This is a genomic window from Terrabacter sp. Root181, assembly GCF_001428505.1.
Lineage (GTDB): Bacteria > Actinomycetota > Actinomycetes > Actinomycetales > Dermatophilaceae > Terrabacter.
On the sequence record NZ_LMHU01000009.1, the window covers coordinates 343,156 to 365,261 of the forward strand.

Annotated in this window: 17 protein-coding genes; 12 read left to right on the forward strand and 5 right to left on the reverse strand. The window is 70.1% G+C overall.

The window, feature by feature from the left end:
- Nucleotides 1–3: 3 nt before the first annotated feature.
- A complete protein-coding gene (locus tag ASD90_RS19800) occupies nt 4–1,665 on the reverse strand; it encodes an alkaline phosphatase (RefSeq protein WP_056760321.1) in 1,662 nt (553 codons plus the stop codon).
- Between the two features lie 280 nt (nt 1,666–1,945).
- Here ASD90_RS19800 and acs point away from each other — a divergent pair, with 280 nt between their 5' ends.
- From acs to ASD90_RS19855, 12 genes are all read left to right on the forward strand, one after another.
- The gene (gene acs, locus ASD90_RS19805) at nt 1,946–3,940 is read left to right on the forward strand and encodes an acetate--CoA ligase (RefSeq protein WP_082588884.1); all 1,995 of its coding nucleotides are present in this window, start codon (nt 1,946–1,948) and stop codon (nt 3,938–3,940) included.
- 359 nt (nt 3,941–4,299) lie between these two features.
- Nucleotides 4,300–5,352 carry a trypsin-like peptidase domain-containing protein gene (locus ASD90_RS19810; RefSeq protein ID WP_056760182.1) on the forward strand — a complete coding sequence of 351 codons (1,053 nt, stop codon included), beginning with the start codon at nt 4,300–4,302 and terminating at the stop codon, nt 5,350–5,352.
- Nucleotides 5,340–6,488 (forward strand): hypothetical protein, encoded by a 1,149-nt coding sequence (locus ASD90_RS19815; protein WP_056760184.1) that lies wholly within the window; start codon nt 5,340–5,342, stop codon nt 6,486–6,488. The genes ASD90_RS19810 and ASD90_RS19815 overlap by 13 nt, the downstream gene beginning before the upstream one ends.
- Nucleotides 6,485–9,640, forward strand: a complete 3,156-nt coding sequence (locus tag ASD90_RS19820; RefSeq protein ID WP_056760186.1) for an ATP-binding protein — start codon at nt 6,485–6,487, stop codon at nt 9,638–9,640. Before ASD90_RS19815 ends, ASD90_RS19820 begins: the two co-directional genes overlap by 4 nt.
- Nucleotides 9,637–10,254, forward strand: a complete 618-nt coding sequence (locus ASD90_RS19825; protein WP_056760188.1) for a hypothetical protein — start codon at nt 9,637–9,639, stop codon at nt 10,252–10,254. The genes ASD90_RS19820 and ASD90_RS19825 overlap by 4 nt, the downstream gene beginning before the upstream one ends.
- Nucleotides 10,255–10,372: 118 nt before the next feature.
- The gene (locus tag ASD90_RS19830) at nt 10,373–10,918 is read left to right on the forward strand and encodes an NADPH-dependent FMN reductase (protein ID WP_235506816.1); all 546 of its coding nucleotides are present in this window, start codon (nt 10,373–10,375) and stop codon (nt 10,916–10,918) included.
- 343 nt (nt 10,919–11,261) lie between these two features.
- The gene (locus tag ASD90_RS24565) at nt 11,262–11,390 is read left to right on the forward strand and encodes a hypothetical protein (protein ID WP_255358591.1); all 129 of its coding nucleotides are present in this window, start codon (nt 11,262–11,264) and stop codon (nt 11,388–11,390) included.
- A gap of 24 nt (nt 11,391–11,414) precedes the next feature.
- Complete coding sequence (locus tag ASD90_RS19835) at nt 11,415–12,041, forward strand: hypothetical protein (protein WP_056760192.1); 627 nt, start codon at nt 11,415–11,417, stop codon at nt 12,039–12,041.
- Nucleotides 12,042–12,160: 119 nt separating this feature from the next.
- Complete coding sequence (locus ASD90_RS19840) at nt 12,161–12,991, forward strand: NYN domain-containing protein (RefSeq protein WP_082588886.1); 831 nt, start codon at nt 12,161–12,163, stop codon at nt 12,989–12,991.
- A gap of 193 nt (nt 12,992–13,184) precedes the next feature.
- Nucleotides 13,185–14,915, forward strand: a complete 1,731-nt coding sequence (locus tag ASD90_RS19845; RefSeq protein ID WP_056760325.1) for a DEAD/DEAH box helicase — start codon at nt 13,185–13,187, stop codon at nt 14,913–14,915.
- Nucleotides 14,916–15,220: 305 nt separating this feature from the next.
- A complete protein-coding gene (locus ASD90_RS19850) occupies nt 15,221–16,024 on the forward strand; it encodes a LuxR C-terminal-related transcriptional regulator (RefSeq protein ID WP_200958660.1) in 804 nt (267 codons plus the stop codon).
- A gap of 107 nt (nt 16,025–16,131) precedes the next feature.
- A complete protein-coding gene (locus ASD90_RS19855; protein ID WP_056760196.1) occupies nt 16,132–17,637 on the forward strand; it encodes a hypothetical protein in 1,506 nt (501 codons plus the stop codon).
- Nucleotides 17,638–17,663: 26 nt separating this feature from the next.
- On the opposite strand, the gene ASD90_RS19860 is transcribed toward ASD90_RS19855, so the two are convergent.
- The 4 genes from ASD90_RS19860 to ASD90_RS19875 form a co-directional block, all read right to left on the reverse strand.
- Entirely contained in the window at nt 17,664–18,752 is a 1,089-nt protein-coding gene (locus ASD90_RS19860; RefSeq protein WP_056760198.1) for an acyltransferase, read from the reverse strand.
- A 101-nt stretch (nt 18,753–18,853) separates the two neighbouring features.
- Nucleotides 18,854–19,753: a glycosyltransferase 87 family protein gene (locus tag ASD90_RS19865; RefSeq protein ID WP_162260227.1), complete on the reverse strand. Its 900-nt coding sequence runs from the start codon at nt 19,751–19,753 to the stop codon at nt 18,854–18,856.
- A complete protein-coding gene (locus tag ASD90_RS23850) occupies nt 19,750–21,180 on the reverse strand; it encodes a hypothetical protein (protein ID WP_056760202.1) in 1,431 nt (476 codons plus the stop codon). The genes ASD90_RS19865 and ASD90_RS23850 overlap by 4 nt, the downstream gene beginning before the upstream one ends.
- An 8-nt stretch (nt 21,181–21,188) precedes the next feature.
- The gene (locus tag ASD90_RS19875; RefSeq protein WP_056760204.1) at nt 21,189–22,106 is read right to left on the reverse strand and encodes a type II secretion system F family protein; all 918 of its coding nucleotides are present in this window, start codon (nt 22,104–22,106) and stop codon (nt 21,189–21,191) included.

Consider the following 22,106-nt stretch of genomic DNA (forward strand, 5'->3'; position numbering starts at 1 on the left):
CGGTCAGGCGGAGCCGTGGGTCTCCTCGCGGATCGTGTCGGCGACGATCTGCTCGTCGCTCGGGGTCGACCGGCGCAGCGTCGTCGGCAGCGGGTTGTCGGCGGTCTGGCGCAGCCCGCGCACCCCGTCGTCGATGACGAACTCGGCCCGCGTGAACGCCTCGGCACCGGGCGTCGTCACCACCGGGACGCACCGGAACCGCGCGGTGAGCTCGGTCGGCGTGACCGTCGTCGAGACGTAGCCGCGCAGGTTGGTCCAGAAGCGCAGGTTCGGGTTCCACGCGGCCCACGGGTGCTGGCCGGTCGGGCTGTCGTAGCCGTTGCCGCCCGACGTGATCCAGCTGGTGATGAGCTCCGAGCCGACCGGATCCGTGGGGTTCGCGTAGTCGAGGTAGAGGTCCGAGGCCCAGTGGGCGTGGACGTCGCCGGTCAGCACGACGGGGTTGCGCACGCCCGCGTCGACCCAGCCCTGGGTGACGCGTCGCCGGGACGCGCGGTAGCCGTCCCAGGCGTCCATCGACACGGTCGTGGCAGCGGTCGGGTTGTTGTCGCGCTGGCCGAAGAACACCTGCTGGCCGAGCAGGTCCCACCGAGCCTCCGACTGGCGGAACCCGTCGAGCAGCCACTGCTCCTGCGCCATCCCGGGCAGCGATCGCGTCGGGTCGTCGGCGGCGGGGCAGTCCTTGTAGCCGTCGCCGCAGGCCTGGTCGGAGCGGTACTGGCGCGTGTCGAGCATGTGGAAGCTCGCGAGCCGGCCCCACCGGACGCGACGGTAGAGGTCGAGGTTCAGGCCGTCCGGCACGGACGAGCGCCGGAGCGGCATGTTCTCGTAGTACGCGCGGTAGGCGGCGGCCCGGCGCTGGAGGAAGGTCGGCGTCTCGGCGACCTTCTCGGGGATGTCGCCCGCGTAGTTGTTGTCGACCTCGTGGTCGTCCCAGACGGCGACCCACGGCGCGGCGGCGTGCGCGGCCTGCAGGTCGACGTCGGTCTTGTACTGCGCGTAGCGCTGGCGGTAGCCGGCGAGCGTCGTCGTCTCGGGGCCGGCGTGGTTGCGGCCGATGCCGTTGCCGCCACCCTCGTACTGGTAGTCGCCGAGGTGCAGGATCACGTCGGGCCGCTCTTCCGCGAGTCGTCCGTAGGCCGTGAACCAGCCGGCGGGGAGGTTGGAGCACGACACGAACGCCATGGCGAGCGCCGACGGCGTCTCCCAGGCGTTCGGCGACGTGACCGCGCGACCGGGCTCGGAGAGGTGCCTGCCGAGACGGAAGCGGTAGAAGTACTCGCGTCCGGGCTGCAGGCCATGCACCTCGACGTGCACCGAGTGGGCCCAACCGGGTTGTGCCTCAACGGATCCCGCCTTGACGACGTCGGCGAAGCGCTCGTCCGACGCGACCTGCCAGTTCAGCTGGTAGGTGGCGGACGGCATACCGCCCAGCCCGTCGGCGGCGAGCGGCTCGAGGGCGAGGCGGGTCCAGATGACGAAGCCGTCGGGCTCGGGGTCGCCGCTCGCGACGCCGAGGGTGAAGGGGTTGGCGGCGGGGACGACGGCGGCCGCGCTCGGGCGGCTGTCGACGACGACGCCCGCTCCGGCGAGGGCGACGGTCCCGGTTGCGAGGCCACCGCGGAGCAGGGTTCGGCGAGAGGGGAGCTGGTGAGTCGTGTCCATGTCGTCCACATTCGTCACTCCGCAGCCGGCCCGGCCCACCAATCGGAGAACCTCAGGTGAAGCGTTGGGGTGAGATGGCATATGCCGTCCGCTCGCGTCGGGTGCCCACGGGTTCCGACCGCTCGTCCTCGGAGCGGGACCGCTCGGCGGGCTACTCGCCGGTAGCGATGAGACCCGCCTCACTCGCCCCTTGATGCGCGAACTAGCCTGCGTTTGAGTTGTGCATCAACCACGACGCCCCGCCGACACGTGCGCGGGCGGCGCGACCGCACCATCGTCGATGCGAAAGGGTGACACCGTGAGCGAAGAGCCGCTCGAGAACCTCGTCCATGAGGGACTGACCTTCCCACCGCCGCCCGAGTTCGCCGCGCAGGCGAACGGCACGGCCGACCTCTACGACCAGGCGGCCGACGACCACGACGGCTTCTGGGCCGAGCAGGCGCGCACCTACCTGACGTGGAGCACGCCGTTCACGCAGTCGCTCGACTGGAGCAACCCACCTTTCGCGAAGTGGTTCGCCGACGGCGAGCTCAACGCGTGCGTCAACGCCGTCGACCGCCACGTCGAGGCCGGCCGCGGCGACAAGGTCGCGATCCACTTCGTCGGTGAGCCCGCGGGCGACACCCGCGACATCACCTACGGCGACCTGTACGCCGAGGTGCAGCGCGCGGCCAACGCCCTCGCCGACCTCGGTGTCGGCAAGGGCGACACGGTCGCGATCTACCTGCCGATGATCCCCGAGGCCGCGGTCGCGATGCTCGCCTGCGCCCGCCTCGGCGCGCCGCACTCGGTCGTCTTCGGCGGCTTCTCCGCCGAGGCGCTCCACTCGCGCATCGACGACGCCAAGGCCAAGGTCGTCATCACGTCCGACGGTGGCTACCGCCGTGGCGCGCCATCGGCCCTCAAGCCGGCCGTCGACGCCGCCCTCGACCACGGCGACACGTCGGTCGAGCACGTGCTCGTGGTCAGGCGCACCGGCCAGGACATCGCGTGGAACGACCGCGACGTCTGGTGGCACGAGGCTCTCGAGAAGGCCGCCCCGACGCACGAGGCACAGCCCTTCGAGGCCGAGCACCCGCTCTTCATCCTCTACACCTCGGGCACGACCGGGAAGCCGAAGGGCATCTTCCACACGACCGGCGGCTACCTGACCCAGGCGGCCTACACCAACGCCGTCGTCCACGACGTCCACCGCGACACCGACGTCTACTGGTGCACCGCCGACATCGGCTGGGTCACCGGCCACTCCTACATCGTCTACGGGCCGCTCACCAACGGCGTCACGCAGGTGATGTACGAAGGCACGCCCGACACCCCGCACCAGGGTCGCTGGTGGGAGATCGTGCAGGACTACAAGGTGACGATCCTCTACACCGCCCCGACCGCGGTGCGCACCTTCATGAAGTGGGGCGCCGACATCCCGGCGAAGTTCGACATGAGCTCGCTGCGCCTGCTCGGCTCGGTCGGCGAGCCGATCAACCCCGAGGCGTGGCTCTGGTACCACAAGCACATCGGCGGCGGCCGCGCCCCGGTCGTCGACACGTGGTGGCAGACCGAGACGGGCGCGATCATGATCAGCCCGCTGCCCGGCGTCACGACGCTCGAGCCCGGATCGGCTCAGAAGCCGATCCCCGGCATCAGCGCCGAGATCCTCGACGACGAGGGCAAGCCCTTCACCACCGCGGAGCAGGTCGGCTACCTCGTGCTGACGAAGCCGTGGCCGTCGATGCTGCGCGGCATCTGGGGCGACCCGGAGCGCTACAAGGAGACCTACTGGTCGCGGTTCGGCGAGAAGTACTACTTCGCCGGCGACGGCGCGAAGTACGACGCCGACGGCAACATCTGGCTGCTCGGCCGCGTCGACGACGTCATGAACGTCTCGGGCCACCGCCTGTCGACGGCCGAGATCGAGTCGGCGCTCGTGTCGCACCCGAAGGTCGCCGAGGCCGCGGTCGTCGGCGCCAACGACGAGACGACCGGCCAGGCCGTGTGCGCGTTCGTCATCCTGCGCCAGGAGTTCGTCGAGGAGGCCGACGAGGTCGGTGAGGGCAAGGACCTCGTCCAGGAGCTGCGCAACCACGTGGCCAAGGAGATCGGGCCGATCGCGAAGCCGCGCTCGATCATGATCGTCAGCGAGCTGCCCAAGACCCGCTCCGGCAAGATCATGCGCCGCCTGCTGCGCGACGTGGCCGAGGGCCGCGAGGTCGGCGACGTGACGACCCTCGCCGACAGCTCGGTCATGGACCTCATCAAGACGGGCATGACGAAGGGCTGACGTCCCCTCACAGCTCCGAGCACGTATGCCGCCCGCCTCACCTTCGTGGTGAGGCGGGCGCTGTGCGTCGGCGGTCCAGTACGCCCGCAGCGCATGCGTCCGGCCTCGCCTTCCCCAGCGCGCGGGTGTCGTGATCACCTCCGGAACGGACGCGTACGACGTATCACGGACGCGACGCGCAACCTCTGTCCGGTATGGCCCGGCGTGGGCCGACCCGCACCGGTTGCGCGGCGCATGTCCCGCGTTGTCGCAAACGGGACGTGCCGCCGACGCCGTGGTGCTTCACTGGAATGACTGACGGTGACCCCGCGACGGGGACCTGGAGCGCGGGGTGCTCCGACCGACCTCGGAGGGCTCTGATGACGCACCCCCTCGACACCTATCCCCTCGACTTCTCGCAGTCCGACGTCCAGGACGTGCGAACGGCGCTGATCAACGCATTCGACAGCCCCGACGCCCTGAAGGACCTGCTCCGTCAGGCGGGCGTCCGCACCGGCAGCATCAACCTGGCCCGGGCAGTGGACTACGTCTGGACCGACGCCCTGGCCGTCGCCCGCAAGCAGGACAAGCTGCGCGTGCTGCTCTCGACGGCTGCGCGCGACCCGAACGCCGCGGCGATCCGGCCGCTGCTCGACTCGTTGGTCGCCGACACACCGACCGACTCGACCGACACGAGCGATGCGGCCGGCTCCGACGCGCTCGCCTGGAAGGTCGACCCGGCCGACGAGAGCGGACTCGAGCGGGTCATCGAGAGCGAGTCGACGCTGCTCGACATCTCGTTCCTCGAGCGTGGCCTCGAGGTGGCAGCCTCGGTGTGCAAGCTCGTCGTCGTCCACGGCGGCAGGCGTTTCCACGGCACTGGCTTCCACATCGGCAAGGGCATGCTGCTGACGAACCACCACGTCCTCTATGCCAAGGGGGCGCCTGCCTCGTCGGTCGAGGCGTGGTTCGGCTACGAGGAGTCCTTCGACGGCGGCGAGCGCGTCCACACCGTCGTGCCGTGCGACCCCGCGTCGATCGTCGGGCGGGCCGACCACGACTGGGCTGTGGTACGCGCGAGCGACGCGCTCCCCGACGACGCACGCCCCCTGCCCCCAACGGGTCCCCTGCCCGACGTGCTCGACCGGGTCTACATCGTGCAGCACCCCAACGGTGAGGTGAAGAAGATCGGCATGGCGCACAACGTCGTCACCGCGGTCACGGACGACGTGCTGCAGTACCGCACCGACACCGCCGGGGGCTCCTCGGGCTCACCCGTCTTCGACGAGTCATGGCGGGTCGTCGGCCTGCACCACCGCTGGGTCAGCACGACCCGAGCCGGTCGCACCGAGTACTACAACCAGGGTCGGCGGGTCGACCGGGTGGTGGCCGGTCTCGAGGCGGAGGGGGTGGGCACGCCATGGGTCAGCTAGACGGCGAGTTCCACGTCACCAACCCGAACGCGAAGGCGCTCTACGACTTCGTCCGGGTGACCTTCGACAGCCCCGACTCGGTCAAGGTCTTCACCCAGACCGCCGGCGTGGCCACGGGCATGATCGACGTCGGTGGCCCCATCGACCCGCTGTGGCTCGACGTGCTCCGCGCGGCGGGCAAGCAGCGGCTGCTGCGCAAGCTCATCGCAGCCATCCAGGCCGACCCGAACAGCGCCGACCCGGAGGCGCAGGCGCTCATGCTCGAGCTCCTCGCAGAGCCCGAGGACGTCATCCCCGCGGAGGCACCCCCACCCGGCACTGGGCCCACCGCCGCAGCAGCGGTCGCCGCCGTGGCCGCAGCCGTCAACGCCGTGGCTGCCGACGTCTACGACGAGGGCCTGCTGTGGAAGGACATGCCGTTCATCGGTCGTGACTCCCTCCGGGAGAGCCTCAAGCTCATGGTGCCCCCGGCCCCGCACCGCTCGCTGCTCGTCATCGGCAACGAGGGCTCCGGCAAGACGTGGACGCGCCAGTTCCTTCGGTACCTCAAGGAGAACGGCGGCTCGATGCAGCTGCGCCCGATCGACATGTCGCTGCGCGCCGGCCTGCCTGTCGACGAACGCGAGCTGGCCACGCTCGTTGCCGACGCCCTGCTCGGCAAGGAGCCACCGACATTCGACCCGACGGCCCAGCCCGAGGCTGTCGTGAGCCGGATGCGCACGTGGCTGAGCGGGGAGCTCGAGGAGTCGACCCGTCCGATCTGGCTCGTGCTCGACGGCTTCACGCCGAAGACCGCCACAGCCGGCGCGATCCAGCTCGTCAACGAGCTCGCCCAGGCCGCCGCCAACGGTGAGCTCGGCCCGGTGCATGTCATCGTGCTCGGCTACAACGGCAACCCGGCGCTGACCGCAGCGGCACTGTGCGAGGCGCTGGCCGCCCCGACGCGCGATGAGGTCAAGGAGTTCTTCGCGCGGGCAGCCTTGGCACTGCAGGGAACTCAGCCTGCAGACGCGGCTCTCGATCAGCTCGTCGACCGTTTCGACGCGAGGCACGGGCCTCTCGCCACGACCCCGATCAGCCGGCTCGGCCCCCTGGCCCGACAGCGCGCGCTGACGCTCTTCCGGGACGAGCCGTGACCAGCGACGAAGCCGAGCGCAGGCAACCGCCGATCATCACCGCCGAGGACATGGCGGCACGGCTGGACGCCCTCGAGTCACGCGAGGCGCAGGCAGCCCATGAGGCGGCGGCGACAGAGACACCGGATGTCGTTCGGCCGCTCAGCCCACAGCGCCGGCACTGGCGTGAGCACGTGTGCCTGCTCGACTACTTCTCTCTCGAGGACCTCGACGGCGACGGCCGCGAGGCCTCTCCGCCCCCGACCCAGAGGGCGCCTACGAGCTCCCTGTGGGACTCGGCCGTGCGCGCGGTGCGGGGCATGTTTCACCCCGACGACCTCCCGTCCGGCTCGAACGCACCGATCCGGACCAGCCATGGCGCCAACCACGACGAGCTCGACGCGTTCGTCCGTGAGGACTGCGACGTGGTGGCCACCCGACGCGGGTCGGCGTGGCAGCTGCGCCTCGACGTGCGACGGATGACGCTTGAGTCCTTGGGGCGAACAGGGGCGCTCGCCCTCCTGTCGAGCCCGTATGCCGTCAAGCCGGCTCGCGACGACGTCGCTCACCGCATGGCTCACCGCCTGCTCGAGGGCTCGACCGCGCTGCGCGGTCTCTCGCCCACTGAGCTGGCCGGCACACTCCGGGCCCTGGACTGGCTCTCCGGGATGGGGATCTCCCTGCCGAGCGAGCACGACGTGGGGTGCGAGCTCGACCTCGCCAACGTCCTCGCCCCATTACGGGCCGTGTCGACCGACGACTTCGTCGGGCGCGAGCGCGAGCTGAAGCTGCTCCAGACGTACCTGCACGGGCCCCCGCCGACGAGGCCTCTCGCGCTTCACGGCCCTGGCGGCGTGGGCAAGTCGACGCTGCTCGCGCACTTCGTGCTCGAGCACGTCGAGCGCACCGGCGACCCCTTGCTCTTCACATACCTCACGTTCGACCGGGGTGAGCTCGACGCGCAGTTCCCGCTGACGCTCGTCGCGGAGGCGTGCCGACAGCTCTCGCTCCAGGCACCGATGCTCGTCCAGCCGCTGACTCCGGTGCGGGCCGCGATCGACGAGGTGCTGACGGCGCAGCTGAGGTTGGCGCACGAGCACTCCTTGGCCCGCGGGCGGTCGAGCCGTGACGCCGCGCGCAACCGGGCCGACCAGGCCGTGCTCGCCGAGCAGTTCGCCAAGGTCGTCAACGAAACGACCGGTGGCGCGCCGATCCTCGTGCTGCTCGACACCTTCGAGATGGCACAGCGCCGCCGGGGCTCGTTCCTCGGCCAGCTGGGCGCCGCCCTGGGGCGCATGCAGTCGCGGATGCCGTCCCTGCGCTTCGTCATCGCCGGGCGGGCCCCCGTTGCCGGGATGAAGGCGCACAACGTCCCGCTCGAGGGGCTCGACCCCGCCCAGGCGCGGGCGCTGCTTCGCAACGCGCTGCGCGGCATGGCAGTGCCGGACGACCTCGTCGACACGGTGGCCTCGAACGTGTCGGGCAACCCGCTGAGCCTGCGCCTCGCCGCGGACCTCACCCGAAGGGAAGGTGCGGCGAGCCTCTCGACGAGCCGCGGGCGCAATCGGCTCCTGTTCGACCTGCGCGATGAGCAGGTGCAGGGTGTGCTCTACCGTCGCATCCTCGACCGCGTCGACCGTTCGGTGCGGCCACTCGCCAACCCGGGCCTCGTCGTCCGCAAGATCACGAGCGATGTCATCCTCGAGGTCCTGGCCGAGCCGTGCGGGCTGGCGCGCCTGACGCCGAAGAAGGCCGAGCGGCTCTTCGACACCCTGCGCCGCGAGGTCTCGCTGGTCACCGAGGCCCGGCCCGGGGTGCTCGTCCACCGCGCCGACGTACGCCGCGAGATGCTGCCGCTGCTCGAGACGGAGGCTCCAGCCCGGGTGCGCGAGATCCATGAGCGCGCCGTCGCGTACTACGCGACACGGCCGGAGTTCGACGACAAGGTCGAGCACCTCTACCACCGACTCATGCTCGGTGAGCCGTCGACGACCCTCGACCGGTACTGGGTGGACTCCGCGGCGCCGTTCCTGTCGGACGCGTGGACCGAGTACCCGCCGGACGGACGCGTCTACCTCGCCGGGAAGCTCATGGTCGACGCGGACCCCGCGGACCTGGCCGCGGCCGATCGGATCGCGTGGGTCCGGCAGGCGACGTACCAAGCGCAGGCGCAGCTCGACGCCGGACAGCCGGCCCTCGCGCTGGAGATCCTGCGCGGCCGCAGGCTCGAGCCGTCCGATCCGACGATCACCCGTCTTGTCGTCGAAGCCCTCGCCGCTCAGGGCGACGATGCCGAGGCCCTCGCCGTGGCAGAGCAGGGCATCGTCGATGCCGGCCACGGGCTCAGCCTCGAGGCAGTGCACCTCGGCATCCTGGCCGCCCGCGTGGCGGAGGACGGCGCCGACACCGATGATCCTGGCTCGGGGTTTGCCATCGCGCGCCGGCACTATCTCGACGCTCGCGATGCGGCCGTCGACTTCGGAGCGCCGGCGGAGGCGCTGACGGCAGCCGCGGGGGCACTGCGTGTGACGCGCCGGTTCGAAGGGCTGCGCCGCACGCTGACCCGGGAGGCCGTCGCCGCGCTGCCTCCCTGGCCCGACCCCGAGCGGGACGCGGAACTGCGATCGATGCTCGTCAAGGAGATCACGGCGCTCACCACACAAGAGGTCACGCGGCATCCGGGACTGCTGCGCGAGCTGGCTGCCGAGCTCGGCTCGCAACTGCCCTCACTGCTCATCGCGGCCGCCGACACCTTGGGTGTGGACGCGCTCGGCGCGACCGCACGCGACCTGCCGAGCACCACGAGGTCGGTCCTGGCCGAGACAGCGACAGGCACGCGGTCGATCCCTCTTGGGACCGGGCCTTCACCCGCCGATCCCGTTGCCGAAGAGCCCTTCACCGAAGAGCCCGGCGCCGAAGGCCAGCCTCCCGCCCAGGCGGTGTCCGCGGATCCAACTGCCGAACCCGACCCGGCCCCACCGACACCCGCGGACCTCGTCAACAGCGAGCCGCCCGGCACGTCCAACTCCTACGGATCGACCATCGCCGACGCGCTGCGCACCAGCCCTGGCGATGATGAGCTCAAGGAGTCGCTTTCGACGTACTGGCAGCGTGAGGCCGACCAGCCCTCGTACGACTACGACGAGGGCTCCAGCGAGGGGAGCGCGCCATGAGCACCACCGACACCACCGGGAAGAACCCCCAAACCGCCAAGGGCAACGGCGTGCCGTGGCTGGCGCTCTTCGTCGTGGCGGCCCTCGTCACCGTCGTCTACGTGTCGCTGTCCGTCGCGGCGTGGGTGCGGGCCGATGACAGCGACCTGACCGCCGACGCGTGGACGCGGCTGACGTTCGTGCTCCACGGTGTCGAGGCGATCGCGTTCACCGCCATCGGGTGGCTCTTCGGCCGTGAGGTGCACCGCAGCGAGGCCGAGAGTGCGAAGAAGGACAAGGAGCAGGCGCAGGAGACCGCCACGTCGGCGCAGGCGACCACCGAGCAGGTGCGCGAGGAGAAGACGGCCGCCCTGCTGCGCGGGCAGGACGCGGAGTCACGCGGCCGCGAGCTCGCCGAAGGCATACGCGTGGCGAACCTCGCACGGGCACAGGCCGGTCCCAGCGGCGCCGGCGCTCCTACCGGCCGGGATGCGGAAGGCGGCGACGAGCTGTCGCCGGCCGACGACGGGACGCGCTCGCTGCCTCCGGCCGGCTCGACAAGCGCCGGACCGGCCGTGGACGCGGTTCCCGACCACCTCGTCGCGCTCGCCGACCGCCTCTTCCCGCCTCGCTGACCCACGGATGGACGGACGGACGGACGGACCGGCATACGCCATCTGGGTGTGACCCGAGCCACAGGCCGAGCACGGGCCCTCACGGAATGCCCAGCCCACTGTGATAGTTGGTTGAACCGTGAAGCAACTTCGTATCGTCGTGTCCTCCACCCGCCCCGGCCGTATCGGCCCGAAGGTCGCCGAGTGGGTCGCCGCCCAGGCGCCCGCGAGCGAGTGGGAGGTCGAGCTGATCGACCTGTCGTCGCTGCCGTTCTTCGACGAGGAGGACATGCCGCGCAACGGCAACTACGCCAAGCCGCACACGAAGGACTGGGCCTCCAAGGTCTTCGAGTCCGACGCCATCGTCGTCGTGACGCCGCAGTACAACCGCAGCTTCCCGGCCCCGATCAAGAACGCCATCGACTACCTCTTCGCCGAGTGGGACGCCAAGCCCATCGCGCTCGTCGGCTACGGCTGGAGCGGCGCGAGCGACGCCACCGCCGACCTCACCAAGGTGCTCGGCCACGTCAAGGCCGACGTCGTCGGCTCGACGGGACTCGTCTTCACCCAGGACGTCTCCCCCGCCGGTGAGCTCGACGTCACCGACGAGCGCCGCACCGAGCTCGGTGCGCTCCTCGACGCGCTGGCCGCCAGGGTCGACGAGCCCGTGGCCGCCTCCGCCTGATCCCAGCACCCGCACTCCCCGACGGGGGCCGCCCACCACGGGCGGCCCCCGTCGTCAGGCATCGAGGGCGTATGCCGTCTCGCCGTCGGTCCCGGGTGACACCCCAGGCGTCCGCCGCTGTATCAGACGCGACGCGGTGCGCTCCGTCTCACAAGGGCACCGAACCACCCGGCCGCATGCCGTCCGCCACCGTCACGGGAGAGCGCGGACTTCCCTGACGGCCCAGCGGTTTCGGGCATTCGCCCTGAAGGGAGCTGCGCCCGGTGCTTGACTGGTTGGGCGCCACGTATGGGAAGGCGGTTGTGATGGGCACACAGCTGCGCGGGCCGGATGAGGATGCGCCATGACGCATTTCCTCGACGCGATGCCCGTCAAGGCCCCGCCCGACGACGTCGACCTGCGTGAGTCGCTGACGACGTCCTGGCAGGGCGAGGCCGACCGCCCGTCGTTCGACGACAACGCCGACGGCTGACCGCCACGACACGAGGGGGACGACATGCCCACGAAGCCCAGGCCCGAGCCCAAGCCCGACCCGGCGCCCGACCCGGGACAGCCGCCCGACGAGCCGAGCCCGACGCCTCCGACCACCCCGGCGCCCACGCCTCCGGAAAGTGCCTCGGGGAGCGGCGCGAGCTGGCGCTGGCTCTTCTTCGCCGCCATGGCGATCGTCGCGGCCTACATCGGCTTCGTGCTGCTCGCCTTCGTCCGCGCTGATGACGCACTGCCCGAGACCGACTGGAGCAGGTCGGTCTACGTGCTGCTCGGTGTGGAGGCCCTCGCATTCACCGCCGTCGGCTGGCTCTTCGGCCGAGAGGTCCACCGCGGGGAGGCCAAGGAGGCCCAGAAGCACGCCGACGAGGCCAAGCAGGTCGCCACGCTGGAGAAGAACCGTGCCGACTCGGCGAAGGACACTGCGGCACAAGAGCGTTCGCGTGCCGAAGCTGCCCAGACCAAGGGCCACATCCTCGCGAGAGCCGTGCACTCCCTCACCGAGGCGGACTCCGGCGGCGGGGGCGACGAGAGCTCACCGGCGGGTGGGCGGACCCGTGGCCTCGAGGCCCCGGCGACCGGGTCGACCCAGGCGCTCCGGAGCATCGCCGACGAGCTCTTCCCGTCGGACTGACGGAGGGCACCGCGAGCAGGGGGCCCGAACGCCTGTCCTGTCATTGCGTATGCCGTTGACCGGCGACCGACCGAAGCCGGAACCCACCACGACCACGGACACGCCGACAGGATGGGTCCATGACGACTGCCGAGGGCAATGCCCACTTCGCCGTCCTGATCGATGCGGACAACGCCGACGCCTCCATCATCGAGCAGCTGCTGGCGGAGGTGTCGACGTTCGGCGTGGCCAGTGTGAAGCGGATCTACGGCGACTGGACGACACCGCAACTCGGCAAGTGGAAGGACACGCTGCTGGCGCACTCCATCCAGCCGATGCAGCAGTTCGCCTACACGACGGGAAAGAACGCCACAGACAGCGCGATGATCATCGACGCGATGGACCTCCTGCACACCGGGACCTTCGACGGGTTCTGCCTCGTCTCCAGCGACAGCGACTTCACCCGCCTCGCGTCTCGAATCCGTGAGGCCGGCAAGCGTGTCATCGGCTTCGGCGAGGAGAAGACCCCTCGGGCGTTCGTGACCGCCTGCGACCAGTTCATCCACGTGAGCGTCTTCCGCACCCCGTCGGATCCGGAGGCCCTTCCGCCCAGCCGCCGGACTGGCGCCGAGCTCCGACAGGACACGACGCTCGTGCGCCAGCTCCGGGCAGCGGTGCAGGCTGCGGGGGGTGAGAGCGGTGTGGCCGACCTCGCGCTCGTCGGTTCCCTCCTGGTCAAGCAGACACCGGACTTCGACTCTCGTCGCTACGGATACGCGAAGCTCAGCGACCTCGCGGAGGCCATCGGACTCTTCGCGGTGACGCGGACCGGTGGACGGGTGAGTCTTGCGCCGCTGCCCAAGCGGGAGACTCCTTCCACCGGTGGTGGCGCAGTCACGCAGGCCGCATCGAAGAAGGCGCCGGCCAAGAAGGCCTCGACGAGGAAGGTCGCGCCGCCGAGTCGTGCCTGACAGCAGAGCCCGATCACCGCTGGCGGTGCCTGCCCTGCGCGTGCTGGTTTCCGCGAGCGCTCGGACGCACTACCGTCGAGTGGTGAGCGAGCTGAGTGTGGAGTCCCCCGTCAACGAGTCGTCCGAGGACGGGCCGCAGGTCGCGGAGGCCGCGCCCGAGGTCACCTCGGACGTCCAGCCGGAACCCGACAGGATCTCGTTCGCCGACCTGGGTCTCGACGACAAGGTGCTCAAGGCGCTGCGTGACGTGGGCTACGAGTTCCCGTCGCCGATCCAGGAGGCGACGATCCCGGCCCTGCTCGACGGACGCCACGTCGTGGGCCTGGCCCAGACGGGCACCGGCAAGACGGCGGCCTTCGCACTGCCGATCCTCAGCCGGCTCGACCTCAGGCAGAAGAAGCCGCAGGCGCTGGTCCTCGCGCCGACGCGTGAGCTCGCGCTCCAGGTCTGCGAGGCGTTCGAGCGGTATGCCGCCCACCTCAAGGGCGTTCACGTGCTGCCCGTCTACGGCGGGCAGGCCTACGGCGTGCAGCTGAGCGCGCTGCGCCGTGGCGTGCACATCGTCGTCGGCACACCGGGCCGCATCATGGACCACCTCGAGAAGGGCACGCTGGACCTGAGCGAGTTGCGCTTCCTCGTCCTCGACGAGGCCGACGAGATGCTCAAGATGGGCTTCGCCGAGGACGTCGAGACGATCCTTGCCGACACCCCCGACGACAAGCACGTGGCGCTCTTCTCGGCGACGATGCCCGCGCAGATCCGTCGCATCTCAAAGAAGTACCTCCACGACCCCGTCGAGATCACGGTGAAGTCGACGACGTCGACGGCACCGAACATCACGCAGCGCTACCTGACCGTGAGCTATCCGCAGAAGGTCGACGCCCTGACCCGCATCCTCGAGGTGGAGAACTTCGAGGGGATGATCGTCTTCGTCCGCACCAAGAACGAGACCGAGACGCTCGCGGAGAAGCTTCGGGCGCGCGGCTTCTCGGCGATGGCCATCAACGGCGACATCGCGCAGAACCAGCGCGAGCGCACCGTCGACCAGCTGAAGTCGGGCAAGCTCGACATCCTCGTCGCGACCGACGTCGCGGCCCGTGGCCTCGACGTCGACCGCATCAGCCACGTCGTCAACTACGACATCCCCACCGACACGGAGTCCTACGTCCACCGCATCGGCCGCACCGGGCGCGCGGGCCGCAGCGGAGACGCGATCTCGTTCGTCACGCCCCGCGAGCGCCACCTGCTCAAGGCCATCGAGAAGGCGACGCGCCAGTCGCTCGTCCCGATGAACCTGCCGACGGTCGACGACATCAACGCGACGCGCCTGACCCGTTTCGACGATGCCATCACCGAGGCGCTCTCGACCGACAAGGTCGACTTCTTCCGCGACGTCATCGCCCACTACGTCAACGAGCACAACGTGCCAGAGGCCGACGTGGCGGCGGCCCTGGCCGTCGTGCTCCAGGGCGACGAGCCGATGCTCCTCGACCCGGAGCCGGTCCGCCCCGCCCGGACGTTCGACGACCGCGGCCCGCGTGACCGGCGTGACGACCGCGGTGACCGCGGCGGCCGGCCGGTTCGCAACGACCGCAACGACCGGGCCGACCGTGGACCGCGGCGTGGCGCGTCGGGCCCGATGGCGACGTACCGGATCGCCGTGGGACGCCGCCACAAGGTCGAGCCGCGACAGATCGTCGGCGCCCTCGCCAACGAGGGCGGCCTCGGGCGGCAGGACTTCGGGCACATCGACATCCGCGCCGACCACTCCCTCGTCGAGCTGCCGGCGACCCTGCCGCCGGGCACGTGGGACAAGCTGCGCTCCACCCGCATCTCGGGCCAGCTCATCGAGCTGAGCGAGTCGCAGGAGCGGGGCAGCCGCTCGGCGCCGTCCAAGCCATATGGGAAGAGCCCGCGCGACTGACGTCGCGGGCCCGCCTCCCCCGCCGAAGCCGCAGACCGACGGCGCACGGTGCGCCATCCCCCTGCCCCACAGCGCACCCTGCCGTTCCGTCGGCCGCAGCGACCCAGGGCGACACCCCCACGGAGTCGTACCGACCGAGATCGCCACGAACTCGTCCCCAGTCATCCCTGTTCGTGCCATTCTGAGGGCCGACGCGATCATGGGTCGAGGTGTCTCTTCGGACACCTTGACGGTCACAGCGGTCGACTCTTCGCAAGGCTTCGGACGGAGGCGGCCAGGGGACCCGGCTCCTTGGAGGAGGGACCGTGCCGGAAACAAGACAGCTCGCGGCGGCCCGTACGGCGCGCGACGTTGCCGTCGCCGCAGCGCGCGGAGAGCCTTTGGCACCATGGCTGCCCGAGGTCGTCGACGTGCTCAGGGCCGACGCTGGTGTGGGAGTCACGCGCCTGCGCCGGACCGGACAGGGCGTCGAGGTGTCGGTCGCGGTGGCTGGTTCAGCCCCGATCACGGCCGAGATGGGCCGCCTCGCGGCCGAGGTGGCCGACCAGCACCCGGCGATCCCCGTGCTGTCGACCTCCGGGGCGGTTCGGGTGAGCGATCTCGTCCCCATCCGGGACTTCTGGCACACGGAGGTCTACGAGCGGATGCACGGCCACGTCGGCGGGCGGTATCCGGTGGCGGTCATGCTGCACAGCTCGGCGACGGACGTCGTGTTCCTGGGCGCGCATCGCGGCCACGACGACTTCGGCACGGAGGACCTGCACCTGCTGGAGATGATCCAGCGCCCTCTCGTGGCAGCGTTGACCTTCAGGGCCACCCTCGATGACACCGTGGCAGTGCTCCGGGGCGAGGAGCCACCGGCGCTCCCGTCCGCGGCACCGAGGCTCGCCACCGCTGCCGCACTGTGCGCCGACTACCGGCCCACCTGCCGCGAGGCCGAGGTGCTGACCCTTGCCGCCGCGGGCTGGACCAACCAGCGCATCGCCCGTCGCCTCGGGATCACCGAGCGCACGGTGCGCAAGCACCTCAGCTCCGTCTACGAGCAGTCAGGCCGTCGCGGCCGGGCCGCGGCGGCGGCGTGGTGGGCGGCGCAACAGGACGACAGCTGAGCTGACCGAGAGCGTGGCGACGTGCATGGCCACAGAACGCGGCTTGGAGAGACCGTCCGCGACACGAGGAACCTCTGGTCAGCCCTCCCTACGTGTGCGCAAGTGCGGTGTACCTTCGGGAGCGTGAAGTCGGGAATCTCGTCGCAGCCCAGGCGAGTGGCTTCCACGTCGTGACGAAACGTACGGCCCTTGCCGCATCCGCGGTCGCCGCATTCGTCATCCTTCCTGCACTCGCCACGCTCCGACTCCCGTTGGGGCCTGACGAGGTGGGTCTCGTCCTGTATCCGCTGAAGTTGTCCGAGGGACTGGTGATCCATCGGGACTTCTTCAGCCCCTACGGGCCGGGCGGCAACCGCGTCGTTCAGGGCGTCTTCGCCGTCTTCGGACCCTCGATCACGGTCGAGCGATGTGTCGGCATTGCCTACCACCTGCTCATCGCCCTGGGCCTCTTCGTGCTGGCTCGGCCCTTGGGTCGAGTACCCGCTACAGCGGCTGGTCTGACGTGTGCCGTCTGCTTCTTGTGGTTCGCTCCGGCCGCGTATGCGTGGTTCGGAGGCTTGGCTCTCGCCGTTGGTTCACTGGCCCTGCTTGCGAACTCCAGACGTCCCGCAGTCGCTGTCATCGCGGGAGCGCTTGCCGGACTGATCCCGTTCTGGCGTCCCGAGATGGCCATCCTCTGGCTTGCCGCTGTTCCTTTGTGCGTTGCCACTCATCGCAAGCTGGCCTACGTCGTCGGCCTCGCCGTCGGGGCGATCCCGGTGGCTGCACACCTTGCCACGGCCGGTATCAGCGTCTTCGCCAACGCCATCGCCAGTCGCCTCTCGGTCAACGGACAGACGTCACTGACCAACGTCGACGCGAAGGTCTGGATCCTGCTCGGCTTGAGCGTCTTGGGGATCGGCGTGCAGTTCTGGTGCTCCCATTCGTCAGCGACGCAGCGACCGCTGTTCCTCTCGACTGCGATCCTCGGAACCCTCTTGATGCCTCAGGCTCTCCAGCGGACGGATGTCTACCACACCATCTATGCGGCCTGCGTGATCCTGCCCATGACGGCGGCGACCCTGATCAGCAGGCTTGACGCCGGCCTCGTCGCCAGGACCCTCACGCCCCTGAGACTCGTAGCCGCGGCCACCGCCGTGGGCGTCTCAGTAGCTGTCGGCTCACTCTTGATCTACCAGCTGCCGTGGAGCACACTGGAGTCGGCCGGCCGAGCCCTTCCCGTCACGCCTGACAGCCGGCAACGCCTGAGCCAGGTCATGGCCACCCTTCGCAGCCACGTGAAACCGGGCAGCAAGGTGTTCATGGGATCGCAGGACATGAGCCGCCCGGGCGTGAACGACAACGAGCTCTACTACCTCTTGCCCGAGTACCGGTCACCGTTCTTCTATCTCGAGCTGGCGCCCGGCGCCTCGGAGCGTGCGGGCTCGCCGCTGGTTCAGGACATCCTGTCGGCCGACGCACTCGTGCTTCGTGACACGCCCCGCGAGGCCACCGACTCGGAGTATCCCAACGTCACGCCGGGCGTGCAGGACGCCAACGAGATCGTGAAGGCGAACTTCTGCCTCGTCGACACCGTTGGGGTCAGTCAGATCTACGTTCGGGGCACGTGCTGACGCGACACGATCGCGCCCGGCGACAGCTAGAGGGCCGCGGCTCGAGGCGCCCGACCGACGGGAGGCTGCACGATGGTCGGGGTGACGGGCACCAGTCGTCGAAGGCCCATCGACGGCCGTTCGACGATCAGCCAGGACGCCCAGGCGACGGGTACCGTCACGGCGACCGAGATCACGGCGAACCATTCAAGTCCGACGGCCTCCGGCACCCTGCCGACGGCCATCAGCTGCTGGAGCGGGAACGCGAAGAGGTAGACGCCGTACGAGATGTCGTTCCGTGCGCCGATCCTGACGGGCAGTCGGGCGCCGAGCCACAGTAGGAGGAACGTCACCGGCACCGGGGCGATCGCGAGGTAGAGGGATCGGTCGAGGAGGAGTGTCGCTACCACGACGCCCCCGGCTGCTGCACCGGCCACCTTGGACATTGGTAGCCGCTCACGGAGGAACCAGAGCAACACCCCCGCCGCGAAGAACGTCCAGAGGCGGGTCAGATCGAGGGAGACACCAGGTCCACCACCGGCCGCGCTCACAACGACGGAGGCGACCGTCAGCGCTGCGCACACGGCTGCTGCCGCGCGCCGGCCGAAGCCCGGCATGGCGAGAAGCAGCCCGAACATGACGTAGGCGGCCGCCTCGAAGGGGAGGCTCCACGTCGAAGCGTTCCAGAGGCCGGAGTAGGGGACTCCACTGGGCGTGCCGCCGATGCCCATCTGCGTCGTGAAGAGCAACGAGTTGTGCACCACGTAGCCGGCGCCACTCGCCCAGTCATAGGTGCTGCGCGTCAGCAAGGTCGACAGCGGCGCGACGACGAACGCGGTGAAGAGCAGGAGGGCCCAGTAGGCGGGCATGAGCCTCAGGCCCCTGCGCCAGAGGAAGGGCCGCATCGCCATCCGACCCCGGCTGCCGGCGATGAGGTAGCCGGAGATCGCAAAGAAGCCCTCGACCGCGAAGTCGCCCATGTGGGCCCAGGGACCGGGCACACCGGTGGCGGCCTTGTAGGAGTGGTCGACGACGACGAAGACCGCGAGCAGCAGGCGGATGGCGTTGAGCGCGTTGTCGCGGTCGTCCAGACGCAAGCCGACGGGAGCCGTCTCGACGCTCCCCCTCGGTGCCATGGGGCAAGAGTGCCCGACCGCCACCGAGCCCTCACGGAAACGCGAAAACGACTGGGGTCAAAGCCAATTCAAATGCAGACAAGCCATGTCAAAACGGACTGTCAGTCCTTCCGACGGCCGGCCGTCGAATCGCCGGATCGCAGTCTCGGGAGAGCCGTCAGCAGGACCAGGATGCCGCTCGACCACAGCGGCATGGCGAGCACCATCGCCACCGCGATGGCCCCTCGCCGACCTCTCAGGGCTGCCCACACGACCACGACGACCGCGACACCCAGCCGCAGGGCGAGTGGCGGGTAGCCCGCCTGCGTGGGGGGCGTCGGCGCGTCGACGATGAAGTCCCACCACTGCCGCCAGAGCTCGGGCGAGATGGCGAAGGACACCGCGACCACGGCAGCGGTACCGAGCACGGCAGCTGCTGCCTGGCGCCACTCGCGCCGGGCGGCGAACCACACCGGCCCCAGCCCCGGGGTCACCTTCGTCAGCAAAGGGAACGCCCAGGCAGCCGGATGCCGCATGCCGATCACAGCGGCTAGGGCGAGGAACGCCTCGATGTTGCCGATGAGCAGGGCAGGCGGCGCGACGTAGGCCAGCACGAGCCAGCGCCACCGTGGCGACAGCGGCCACAGGAGCCAGACCAGGGCCGATCCGAGCAGCACCGACCACACCGTGAGGAATACGGGCCACGGCACGAGCGTCAACGGGTAGATGACCTGTGCGAAGGCCGGGGTGTAGTTGAAGGCGTCCGGAGACCCTGGAGGCAGCGTGTAGGGGCCGACCCTCCAGACGTTCCAGTACGCGTGGGCCGAGTCCGTGCCGAACGACGCCAGACGACTGCCGAAGAGGATCCACAAGGTCGGCAGGAGGGCGATCCACAGGGCCGTCCGGCCCACGTCCGCGAGCGGTCGCTCCCCGGCACCGGCACCGCGGCTCGGATCCGCCTCCTCCGCCGCAGGGACGACGTCCTCGTCTCCGTGGAGGTCAGCCCGACCGTCGCCCATCATCCCCGAGACCTCAGCAACGCGTAGCCGCCGGCCTGCTCGACCAGCTGCCAGACACCGGTGGCGCGCATCGCGGAGACGACCGCGGCGTCGGCCGGGAGGGCGGCATACGTGCATCCAACCTGCTCGGGATAGGACTGCCACCCGGGCTCGGCTGCGATGAATCCGAGGTAGGCCCTGATGCGCTCCACGCTGTAGAGCTCGACGCGCGTGTCCATCGTCGCGCGCAAGCCGGGGTGCTGGAGCATGAGCCATCCACCGTCCGCCTGGTCGTTGCACACGACGGTGCCGGCCGGCAGTCGGGCGAGCGCGGCGTCGAGCCCGTTCGGCCCGATCCCGGGAGATGCCGCGGCCGCGGGGGCGAGCGCACCGGCCAGCACGAGGCTGACGGCCCCCGACACCAGGACCGCCACCCGCTCGCGCCGTGGCACGCCTGAGACCTGCTGCCGGGTCAGTCGCTGAATCGCCAGGGCCGCCAGCGGCGCCAGCACGACCGCGGCGAGCCCCGTCGTCCGCGACCACGTGACGGCGAGCGCGAGGGCTAGGACCGTGAGGAGCGCGACGGTCCACTCACCACGGCCACGCACCACCTGGTCGACGACCACCACAGCGACGAGCAGGAGCGCCGCGACCAGGCCCGGATCCGTCAGGCCCGGCGGCTGCCACTCGCTGATCATCGCGGTCACGCCGCTCACCTGGAAGGGCGAGCTGAACAGTCGCGGCCCCACGGGTGTCAGAGCCGCGACGGCAACGGAGAGCGCAGGCACCACGGCCAGACGAGCCGCGTGGCGCAGCGTCACCCGTCGCTCGAGGAGCATGCCGACGACGACGACGCCACCGATGACCGGACCGACGAACCACATTCCGTGGCTGCACGCCCAGAGCCACGTGAGCGGCACGAGCCACCAGCGGGCGCGCCCGTCCTCGCGCGTCAGCAGCCACGTGCTGGTCGTGATTGCAGCGAGCGCGAACGTCACGAGCTGGGGCCGCGGCGACAGGCTGCCGCTCAGGGCGACGAAGGCGACCGCGAGCACGAGTGCCGTGACCAACGCCGACGACCGGCGTCGGCAGGCGGCATACACCGAGAGCCCGACGAGTAACGACGTCAGGCAGAGCAGCCACGCCACTCCGGGGAGGCCGTATGCCGTGTGCGCCCAGTGCATGAGCACCTCGGGCAGCCACTGGTTAAGGATCCAGATCTTCTCCGTCGCTGCACCGAGCGGGTCCTCGAGAACGAACTGCCCTGTCCCCAGCAGGTGTTCACCGGCAACGATGTGCCAGAAGGCGTCGGGATCCTTGATCGGACCGAGCGGCTTCAGGGCGTAGAGGGCCAGGACGAGCGGCGGCATGATCCAACCGATTCGCGCAGCCGGGGGGCTGGTGCCCGGGGTCTGCGCGGCCTTGGCCTCCGCGTCCGCGACGACGGCCACGGAAGGAGTCAGCCCCCGAAGGCCTGCATCATGCGGATGCCACCGGGGCCGATGATGACGATGAAGAGGGCCGGCAGGATGCAGAACATCAGCGGGAAGAGGATCTTGATGGTGACCTTCTGCGCCTTCTCCTCCGCCTTCTGACGACGGACGAGGCGCATGTTGACGGTCTGCTCACGCAGCACGGCGGCGATGGGAAGTCCGAGGCGGTCCGCCTGGACCAGGGCCGTGATGAAGTTCCTCACCTCGGGCAGCGTGACGCGTTCGCCCATCGAGGAGAACGCCTCACCGCGCGACTTGCCGATCTGGATCTCGGACAGCACTCGGGCGAACTCACCCGCGATCGGGCCGTCGACGTTGCGCGCGACCTGGAGCAGCGCGGCGTCGAAGCCCTGTCCGGCCTCGACGCAGACGCTGAGCATGTCGAGCGCATCGGCGAGGCTCTTGCTCGTCTGCTCCTGTCGGCGGAGCGCGACGTTCTTGATGAGCAGGTCGGGCAGGAAGAAGAGGGCCGCGCCGCCGATCACGGCGAAGAGGAGGGCATTCGGCATCTGGAACTTGCCGTAGAGCGCGCCGAGGAGGATGCCGAGCAGCAGTCCGGCGCCCTTGAGACCGAGGATGCGTTCCACCGTCCAGCCCTCAGGATTGCCGGCCTGGTCGAGCAGCTTCGAGTAGCGGTCGTCGGTGCCTCCCGGCGAGAGAACACGGGCCAGACCCTTGGTGCGCTCGAGGAACGGTGCGACCAGCCGGTCCTTCGCCGCAAGGTCGGTCGTGACCACCTCGCGTCGGTCGACCGACTGGTCGATGAGCATGAGGGACTTGGCCACGCCGCGGGGTTCGCCGCTGCTGACGCCGAGACTGAGCACCGCGACGAGCACGCCGATGGCGAAGAGGCCTGCAGCGACGTAGACGGGGTTCAGGTTCAC